The following is an 8996-nucleotide window of genomic DNA, read 5'->3' as shown; positions in this document are numbered from 1 at the left end:
CCGCCGCATAACCACACAGCGCCAACCCCATCCCGGCTCCGCTGCGCTACGCCGGGATGCTGCCGCGCGTCTGGACACGGTCATTTTCGGATTAGTGCTCGTCGTGCCTGCCCGACTTCTCATGCCGCTGACGGTCGTGACGGGCGTCACTTGTGGTTGGCATTGGTCTATGGTCGACTAAGTGAATCACCAATAGCTTTGAGAGAGTAAGGGGTACGCGTGAGTCGACGAGCGTTGGTAGTGGGCGTAGGCATGGTGCCGTTCGCCACACCGAGCAGGAGTGACACCTACGACGTTCTCGCCGAAGGGGCGATCACTGCCGCGCTGCGCGATGCCGGCGTCGAGTACTCGGCGGTGCAGCAGGCCTACGCCGGTTACGTCTACGGTGATTCGACAAGCGGGCAGAACGCGCTGTACCGGGTCGGCACCACCGGCATACCCGTAGTGAATGTGAACAACAACTGCTCGACCGGATCGTCGGCGTTGTGGCTGGCCCGCCAGGCGGTCGAGTCGGGCAGCGTCGACTGTGCTCTGGCGTTCGGCTTCGAGCAGATGCAGCGTGGGGCTTTGAAGGCACACTGGGATGACCGGCCCGGCGCGTTCAACCGCTTCGGGTCGGTGGCCGAGAAGACACAGGGCGTGCACGAAGGTGTGCCCGTTGCCGCTCAGTGGTTCGGCGGCGCGGGCGTGGCGTATGCCGAAAAGTACGGAACGAGGCCGGAGACGTTCGCCGCGGTCGCGGTGAAGGCCCGCAAGCACGCCGCCAACAACCCGTACGCCGTGTTCCGCGATGCCGTGACCGTCGAGGACGTACTGGGCTCGCCGAGCCTTTTCGGCCCGTTGACGAGGCTGCAGTGCTGTCCGCCGACCTGTGGTGCCGCCGCGGCGGTCATCGCGAGCGAGGACTTCGCCCGCCGGCACGGGCTGCGCACGGACGTCGCAATCAAGGCCCAGGCCATGACCACGGACACCGAGGAGTCCTTCGGCGGCGACATGATGAAGCTCGTCGGGTACGACATGTCGAAGGCCGCCGCACGGCAGGTGTACGAGCAGGCCGGCGTCTCGCCGGAGGACATACGCGTGGTCGAGTTGCACGACTGCTTCACGGTGAACGAAGTTCTCACGTACGAGGCCATCGGGCTCACCCCGGAGGGCGCCGCGGAGAAGTTCATCGCCGATGGTGACAACACCTACGGCGGCAGGGTGGTCACCAATCCTTCGGGCGGGCTGCTGTCCAAGGGGCATCCCCTTGGCGCCACCGGTCTGGCGCAGTGTGCCGAGCTTGTCTGGCAGTTGCGCGGCGAGGCGGGCTCGCGTCAGGTCGAGGGCGTGAACCTGGGCCTGCAGCACAACATCGGCCTCGGCGGCGCCGCCGTCGTGACCCTGTACGAGCGGATGAGCTGATCATGGGCGTGGACAAGTCCGGCGTTGGTAAGGCACTGACCCCGGTCAGGATGACCATCGACGGCGGCAGGCTGCGGTTCTTTGCCAAGGCCATCGGCGAGACGAATCCGATCTACACCGACGTGGAGGCCGCCAGGCAGGCGGGTCACCCCGACCTGCCGGTGCCACCCTCGTTTCTGTTCGGGATCGAGATGGAGACCCCGGAGCCGTTCGGCTGGTTCCGCGATTTCGGCGTGGAGCTGCGTCACGTCCTCCACGGGGAAGAGTCCTTCACCTACCACTCGGTAGCCCACGCCGGCGACACTCTCGTGGCCGCGCCGCGGATAGCCGACATCTACGACCGCAAGGGCAGTGCCCTGTCATTCATCGTCAAGGAAACCGAGATCACGCGGGAGGACGGCAGTCCCGTGGCGGACTTGAGAAACATCATCGTGGTGCGGAACATGAGCGACTCGGAGACGGACCAGTGACCGCGCTGCAGGGCATTGAAGTGGGCGAGGAACTCCCGCCGCTGAAGGTCGAGCCGATCTCCCGGACCACCCTGGCCCTGTTCGCCGGCGCCTCGGGCGACCACAACCCGCTCCACGTCGATATTGACTTCGCGCGTTCCGCCGGGCTCGAGGACGTGGTGGCGCCGGGCATGCTGTCCATGGCCTACCTGGGCAGGTTGCTCACCAACTGGGTGCCGCAGGAGAGGCTCCGGACCTGGCGGGTGCGGTTCATTGCCATGACCCCGGTGTACGGCGTGCCAGTGTGCACCGGCCGGGTCACGGCTGTCGACGACGGAGACGGAGTGGCCACAATCAAACTGGCCGTCACCCTGGACGACGGCACTATCACCCTCCTCGGCGACGCGACCGTCGCCATCAACTAGCCGAGTCTGAAAGGCGTAACGACATGGGAAAGCTTGATGGCAAGGTCGCCATCGTCTCGGGCTCCGGCCGTGGCATCGGGGCCGAGATCGCGCTCAAGCTGGCAGCCGACGGCGCGGCCGTGGTGGTCAACGACCTGGACGAGGCCCCGGCAAAGGCGACCGTGGCCGCCATTGAAGCAGCTGGCGGCCAGGCCGTCAGCTGCGTCGGCAGTGTGACCGATGAGGGCTTCGCGGACCGGTTCGTGCTGACGGCGGTGAAGTCCTTCGGTGGGCTGGACATCATCGTCAACAACGCCGGCTACACCTGGGACACCGTCATTCAGAAGATGACGGATGAGCAGTGGGACGCGATCCTGGACGTACATCTCAAGGCACCCTTTCGCATCCTTCGCGCTGCCCAGCCGGTCATCTCCGCGGCGGTGAAGCAGGCCAAGGCGGCGGGTGAGCCGGTGCACGGCCGCAAGGTCGTCAACATCTCCTCCATCGCCGGCCTGGGCGGCAACGCCGGCCAGGCCAACTATGCCGCCGCCAAGGCGGGGATCACGGGTCTGACCAAGACCCTGGCCAAGGAGTGGGGCCGCTACAACGTCACCGTCAACACCGTCGCTTTCGGTCTGATCAAGACGCGGCTCACCGAAGCCCCCGCGGACAGTGACGGGACCATCGAAGTGCAGGGCAGGGAGATCAAGGTCGGCGTCAATTCTGACCTGCTGTCGACCATGGAGCGCATGATTCCGCTCGGCCGCGGCGGCACCCCGCAGGACGCGGCAGGCGCCGTCTATCTGATGTGCATTCCCGAGTCCGACTACGTCAGCGGCCAGACCCTCGTTTGCGGCGGCGGATTCATGATCTGAGGTCGATGCCGCGCACCACGACCTTGGCCACTGAATCGCCACCTTGACGACGGACCGCACGGCGTATTCCCTAGCCGGCGGATGTGGCGGCCCATCCTCCCCACAAGCCAACACGTTCGCCACGATCGGAGGCTTCATGAAACGGATCCTGTACGAGGCTGAGCACGAAGCCTTCCGGGAGAGCGCACGTACCTTCATCGCCAAAGAGGTAGTCCCGCACTACCTGGAGTGGGACAAGGCGGGCATCGTGCCGCGCGAGCTGTTCGTCAAAGCCGGCGAGCTCGGCCTGTTCGCCGCCGTACCGGAGGAGTACGGCGGCGCAGGCGTGGTCGACTTCCGGTACAACGCCGTGTTCGCCGAGGAGGCGGCGGCCGCCGGGGTGACCCCCGCGACCCTCGGCCCAAGCCTGCAAGCGGACGTCTGTATGCCGTATTTCCTGGAGATGACCACCGAGGAGCAGAAGGCGCGCTGGTTCCCGGGGATCGCCTCCGGCGAGCTGATCACGGCCGTCGCCATGTCCGAGCCAGGCACGGGCTCGGACCTCTCCGGAATTCGTACCAAGGCGGTCCGCGACGGCGACCACTACGTGATCAACGGTGCGAAGACGTTCATCACCAATGGCATCAACGCCGACTTGGTTATCACCGCTGTTCGCACCGGGGATCACCCGCACCGGGGCCTGTCGCTGATCGTTGTCGAGCGCGGCACCCCGGGCTTCGAGCGGGGCCGCAAGCTGGACAAGGTTGGCCTGCACGCACAGGACACGGCCGAGCTGGCTTTCACCGACGCCCGAATGCCCGCGGCGAACCTGCTCGGGGTCGAGGGAGACGGCTTCTTTGGGCTGACCCGCAACCTCGCACAGGAACGCGTGTCGGTCGCGGTGTCCGCCGTGGCGCAGTGCGTCGCCGCGCTCGGCTGGACGTGCGGCTACGTCCGGGAACGCAAGGCGTTCGGCAAACCCATCGGGTCCCTGCAGCACATCCGGTTCGCGCTTGCGGAGCTGGCCACAGAGATCGACATCGCCCAGCAGTTCGTCGACCGGTGCGTCACCGAACTCGTCCGCGGTAGTCTGTCCCCAGTGGACGCGGCCAAGGCCAAGTGGTGGACGACCGAGCTGCAGGGCCGTGTGATGGACAGGTGCCTCCAGATGCACGGCGGCTACGGCTATATGCTGGAATATCCCGTGGCGCGTGCCTGGATGGACTCCCGGGTCTCCCGGATATACGCCGGTACGACGGAAATCATGAAAGAGATCATCGGCCGCTCGCTCGACATCGGCTGAGCGCCAACGAAGATGCGGAGGGAGGAGCGTTGCTGGACCAGGCGGCTGCTCTTCCCGAGCGGGGGCGGCGGCCGCGCAACCGCCGCGCGCTCATCCTCGCGGCGGCATCCGATCTGTTCGCTCGTTGCGGCTACGACCAGATCGGTATGAGCGACCTCGCCGACGCGGTGGCCGTCCGGCCGTCCGCGCTGTACCGACACTTTTCCGGCAAGCAGCACTTGCTGCGCGAAGTCATCGCCGAGGGCCTGATCCCTCTCCGGAACGTGGTCGGTTCGATGGACCTGACCGACCGGACTGTCTGGCTCTTCAGGCTGGGCGGGCTCGCGCTCGATGAGCGCCGCATCGGCATGCTCTGGCAGCGCGAAGCCCGCCACATGGCCCCTGAGGATCACGCGCGGCTCCGCGCGGAGTTGTACGAGATCGGGCAGACATTCATCGAACGTGTGCGCGACGCACGTCCGGACCTGAACGTCAACGCTGCCGACCTGATCACCTGGTCGATCATGGCCGTGCTCATGAGCACGTCGTTCCACAATCTCGAACTGCCTCGTCCAGCCTACGAGGCACTTCTGGCAGAACTCGCCGAGACAGTGCTGGAGACCCAGCTCCCGGCGGACTTTCCCGCGCCGGGCCCTGCGGAACCCACGCCGACGCTCACGCCGCATCTCCGCCGCGAGGCACTTCTCGCGCAGGCCGTCCGGATGTTCGCCCAAGCCGGATACACCGGGGTAGGAATCGAGGACATCGGCGCCGCGGTCGGTATCGCCGGTCCGAGTATCTACAACCACTTCCCGAGCAAGCTCGACATGCTGGTCACCGCCCTTCGACGAGGTACGGCCACGCTGCAGATGGACATGTCCGCCGTCTACGCCACGGCCGGCACCGCCCCCGAGGCGCTTCGCCGACTCGTGCGCTCCTATGTCGGCTTCACCCAGGTCCACCACGACCTGGTCGACCTGCTGATCACCGAGACCAGACACCTGCCCGAAGACGAACAGCGCCTCACGAGGCAGGTCCAGCACGACTACATCAGCGAGTGGGTGCATCTCCTGCGGATGGTGCATCCCGGCATCGACCTCACACCCGCCCGGGTTCGGGTACACGCCGTACTCACTGTCGCCAACGACGTCGCCCGCACACCCCATTTGCGCCGCAACCCCAGCGTCCCCGCGGCGCTGGAGACGATCTGTACCCGCCTGCTGGCGGTATAAGAGCGACCGTCAATAGGCGTTATCTGAGGCGGCGGGTGGTGGGGCGGGTGTCCCAGCGGTAGTGGGTGCGGGCTTCCCGGATGAGGCTACGCGCGGTGACGAGCGCGGCGGCGAGGTACAAGTAGAAGTCGACGATGGCGGCTTGCCGGTCGGTGCAGCGCCGTAGCTTGCCGTACCCGTTCATCCACGCGTGGGTGCGTTCGACCGGCCGGCGGTTGCTGGCCTGCACCGGGGCGGGCACCCCTCGTTTGCCGATCTTGGCGTCGAAGCCGAGATCGGCCAGTACCTGGCGGCTGGGCTTGTTGTCGTAGCCTCGGTCCAAGTGGACTTTCACCTGTTCGGGTAGCGACCCGATCCGGTCGAGGGTGGCCAGGGGGGTGCCAGCAGCGGCGAGTCGTTCCGGTTCGCTGGGGCGCTGACCAGGCCGAGCGGGATACCGGTGGCCTCGGTGACGGTGGAGCGTTTCAGGCCGCCCTTGCGGCGGTCCACAGGTGACTGGCCGGCCTTGTCAACGCCACACGGGGCTTTCGTGATCGCACTGTCGACGGCGAGGTCGGACAGATCCAGGCCGATCATCATGTCGTACGCGGCTGCATCATGTCGTACGCGGCTGCCGCCAGCTCGTGCAGGCGGTGGGCGATCCGCAGGCGTGCCCACTCCGGCAACCGGCGGCGGATGGTGGCGTCCGAGCACTGCGCGGAGGCGCGATCCGCTCGTAGCCCGAGCCGTGCACCAGTGCGGCGATGACGTGTTCGAACACGACCCGGTCCGCGACTCGACGCCGGTGGCAGCCCAGCGGGTGATCCGGATGGAACTCGCTCCGCTCAGGCAGCAGCGCGGCGAACTGGACCCAGACCGGTTCTAACAGCGAAGATGGCAGCGCAGGCACGGGAATCCTTGTCGGTCACGGAGCGTAGAGAACTCACATGATCGACAAAGCCGTGCCTGCTTGCTACCCCCGAACAGCTACCCGGGCGGTAGACGCCCAATTGACGGTCACTCTTATCTTCCTGGCATTGGGGTTAGGCGTCGGCCGCCCGCTAACCGTCTGCGGATGTTACGACTGTTTCGTGCTTGGTGTGATCGTCGGTTTGGTGAACCAGCCGACGTAGGTGAGCCACAGGCCGCCCAGCGCCAGCAGCGCGAAGAAGATCCTGGCGGCGGTAAGTGCGCCCGATGACAGCTCCGTGGCGGAACGCACCGCCGAGGTGGTTGCGATCAGCCCGAGCCCACGCAGCCCCACGAACCAGCCAAACAGCGACACCGCTATCGCGGCGGGTCCGCGCCAGCTCCGGTGCCCACCGATGATCACTAGCCCGCCGGCGAGCATTACCGCGCCAAGAATCCATACGCTGGCCGCGTTGGCGAACAGGTTATCGATCAAGTCGGTCATGTCGGGCAGCCGGATCGCGAGGACGGTGGTGAAGATCGCCACATACGGCCCGAGCACCCTGGCGAACGCCCGGGTGCGCAGTTGGGCCTCGACGTTGGCCTCAGACATGTGAAACACTCCTTACTTCGTAGACCGACGGTCGGTTTATTTAAAAAACGGTACGCTTCTTGCGGGTACCCGTCAACTGACGGCATGTGCGGGCGCCGGTCCTGAAATGGCTGGACGGGTGTCCAGCGGAGAGGTGAGCGCGATGGTTCGGCAGGTCAAGCCCGAGGAGTACGCTGCCCGGCGTGCCCAGATCCTGGTTGCCGCCCGGGACTTGATCCGAACCAAGGGCTACCAGCAGATGACGATCGCCGACGTGCTGAGCGCACTCGACATCTCCAAAGGCGCCTTCTACCACTACTTCGACTCCAAGCGGGCCCTGCTCGACGGGATCGTGGAGACGATGGCCGCTGACGCTTACGCGACCCTGCAGCGGGTGGTGTCAGATCCGTCACTCGACGCGATGACCAAGCTGCAGACCTACTTCGCCTCCGCCGCGGCCTGGAAGGCTGCTCACGACAGCGAACTGGAGGCAGCCATACGCGTGTGGCAGCACGAGAGCAACGCGATGCTCAGGCAGAAGTTCACCAGCGAGTCGATGCGGCTCACGACTCCGTTGATCGCCGCGATCATCCATCAGGGGTGCGCGGAAGAAGTGTTCGACACCACGTACCCGGAGGAGTCAGCCATCATTATCACCGGGATGGGGCTACATCTCGCCGATGCCTTGATCGATGCCTTTAGCCAACCAGTGGGCCGGGCGTCCCCCGATGACCCTCGTGAGGTACTTGTCCGGGCCTACCTCACGGCCCTTGAGCGGATCCTCGGTGCCCGACCCGACTCGCTGACGGTGGTCGCGCCAAGGATCGTGGCCGCGGTGCCATTCAAGCTCTAACGACGTGGTGCGCGATTGGGGGGCGGGACGTGTTGGCCTGGAGGGGTCAGCTGGTGATGTTCAGCGCACTGCGCAGCGGTCGGAGACCAGCCCGGCGATGGCAAGCATGGTCTCGTTGAAGTACTCGCGACGTCCGATTTAGCGCTGTAGCGACCTCCACTGCTTGAGTTCGGGTATGGCGTGTTCGACGCATATCCGTCTGGAAGATTGGACCTTGCGGGTCTGCGCCCATTCCGCGACCTCGTCTGGCGGGGTGTCTGGGCCGGGTTTCTTGGGTGGGGCGGTGATCTGGTCGGGAAAGTCCCTGGCCAGGCCCTGGTAGCCGGAGTCGGCCTCAGCCCGGACCTTGCGGTGTTGGAAGAGGAGGTCCTCGATCCCTTCGGTCCGCACCGCCGTGACATCGTGCATGCGCCCGGGACGGATGGCCCCGGTCCACAGCAGTCGGCCCTGGTCATCGCTGATGACGGTGGTCTTCTTGGTGTCTCTTTTCTTCTTGCCCGAGACGAATGCCCGACGACCTGGCGGCCCGCCTTGGGGCGGCGAACCTGGAGCTCGGTACCGTCGAAGCGGAGCTTGACGCCTTATGCCTTGGCGTAGGCGAAGACATCCGCCAGGGTGCGCAGCCCGCAGCACGGGACGACCGGGAACAGCGAACCCCCGCGCGGCGAGCAGAGGCCGAACCTCATGGATGGCCCGGGTGATCGCGGAGCGGTCCACCTTGTAGAACAGGGCCACAGCCGCGTGTGGAGCTGGAAGCGCAGGATGACCAGGGTGGCAATCACCCGATCGGTAAACGCCAGCTCGTGCTCCGACCCCGCACCGGGGGGCCCGCAGCCGGTCACGACCACGGCGCTCACGGAGCCGGCTCTCCTGCTGCGCCAGCCCGGCATCAACCAGGCGGAGGTGGCCGAGTACCTGGCCGAGCAACTGGAGATCGCCGACGCCTGCGTTCCGCAGCTCGGCGTCGATATAGTCCGCGAATCTGGGCTGTGAGCTGGGCAGACAGTTGTTGGCCCGGTGACGGGGTGTGTCACTAGG

10 protein-coding genes and 1 pseudogene are annotated in these 8996 nt (G+C 66.1%); 8 read left to right on the top strand and 3 right to left on the bottom strand.

Annotated elements, in window-relative coordinates; all coding sequences use genetic code 11:
- The first annotated feature begins 219 nt into the window (after nt 1-219).
- The 6 genes from AB0I11_RS33885 to AB0I11_RS33860 all read left to right on the top strand — a co-directional run bounded on the left by AB0I11_RS33885 (nt 220) and on the right by AB0I11_RS33860 (nt 5625).
- The gene (locus AB0I11_RS33885; protein WP_357329956.1) at nt 220-1404 is read left to right on the top strand and encodes a lipid-transfer protein; all 1185 of its coding nucleotides are present in this window, start codon (nt 220-222) and stop codon (nt 1402-1404) included.
- A gap of 2 nt (nt 1405-1406) precedes the next feature.
- On the top strand, nt 1407-1874 hold the full coding sequence (locus AB0I11_RS33880; RefSeq protein ID WP_357329955.1) for a MaoC family dehydratase N-terminal domain-containing protein: 468 nt from the start codon (nt 1407-1409) through the stop codon (nt 1872-1874).
- A complete protein-coding gene (locus AB0I11_RS33875; protein ID WP_357329954.1) occupies nt 1871-2278 on the top strand; it encodes a MaoC/PaaZ C-terminal domain-containing protein in 408 nt (135 codons plus the stop codon). The genes AB0I11_RS33880 and AB0I11_RS33875 overlap by 4 nt, the downstream gene beginning before the upstream one ends.
- Nucleotides 2279-2301: 23 nt before the next feature.
- Nucleotides 2302-3132: an SDR family oxidoreductase gene (locus tag AB0I11_RS33870; protein ID WP_357329953.1), complete on the top strand. Its 831-nt coding sequence runs from the start codon at nt 2302-2304 to the stop codon at nt 3130-3132.
- A gap of 136 nt (nt 3133-3268) precedes the next feature.
- Nucleotides 3269-4414, top strand: a complete 1146-nt coding sequence (locus tag AB0I11_RS33865) for an acyl-CoA dehydrogenase family protein (RefSeq protein ID WP_357329952.1) — start codon at nt 3269-3271, stop codon at nt 4412-4414.
- Nucleotides 4415-4443: 29 nt separating this feature from the next.
- Nucleotides 4444-5625, top strand: a complete 1182-nt coding sequence (locus AB0I11_RS33860) for a TetR/AcrR family transcriptional regulator (RefSeq protein WP_357329951.1) — start codon at nt 4444-4446, stop codon at nt 5623-5625.
- A gap of 19 nt (nt 5626-5644) precedes the next feature.
- Here the strand turns inward: AB0I11_RS33860 and AB0I11_RS33855 are convergent.
- Nucleotides 5645-6514, bottom strand: a pseudogene (locus AB0I11_RS33855) (IS5 family transposase).
- A gap of 168 nt (nt 6515-6682) precedes the next feature.
- The gene (locus AB0I11_RS33850) at nt 6683-7126 is read right to left on the bottom strand and encodes a hypothetical protein (protein ID WP_357329950.1); all 444 of its coding nucleotides are present in this window, start codon (nt 7124-7126) and stop codon (nt 6683-6685) included.
- Between the two features lie 142 nt (nt 7127-7268).
- On the opposite strand from AB0I11_RS33850, the gene AB0I11_RS33845 reads away from it, so the two are divergent.
- Nucleotides 7269-7958, top strand: a complete 690-nt coding sequence (locus AB0I11_RS33845) for a TetR/AcrR family transcriptional regulator (protein ID WP_357329948.1) — start codon at nt 7269-7271, stop codon at nt 7956-7958.
- A gap of 138 nt (nt 7959-8096) precedes the next feature.
- Here the strand turns inward: AB0I11_RS33845 and AB0I11_RS33840 are convergent, their stop codons facing one another.
- Nucleotides 8097-8591, bottom strand: coding sequence for a transposase family protein (locus tag AB0I11_RS33840; protein WP_357329958.1), 495 nt, complete (start codon nt 8589-8591; stop codon nt 8097-8099).
- Nucleotides 8592-8729: 138 nt separating this feature from the next.
- On the opposite strand from AB0I11_RS33840, the gene AB0I11_RS33835 reads away from it, so the two are divergent.
- Entirely contained in the window at nt 8730-8951 is a 222-nt protein-coding gene (locus AB0I11_RS33835; RefSeq protein WP_357329946.1) for a hypothetical protein, read from the top strand.
- The last annotated feature ends 45 nt before the right edge of the window (nt 8952-8996 follow it).

The sequence above is a fragment of the Micromonospora sp. NPDC050495 genome (assembly GCF_040655175.1).
GTDB lineage: Bacteria > Actinomycetota > Actinomycetes > Mycobacteriales > Micromonosporaceae > Micromonospora.
This window is presented reverse-complemented; position numbering and strand designations above follow the sequence as displayed.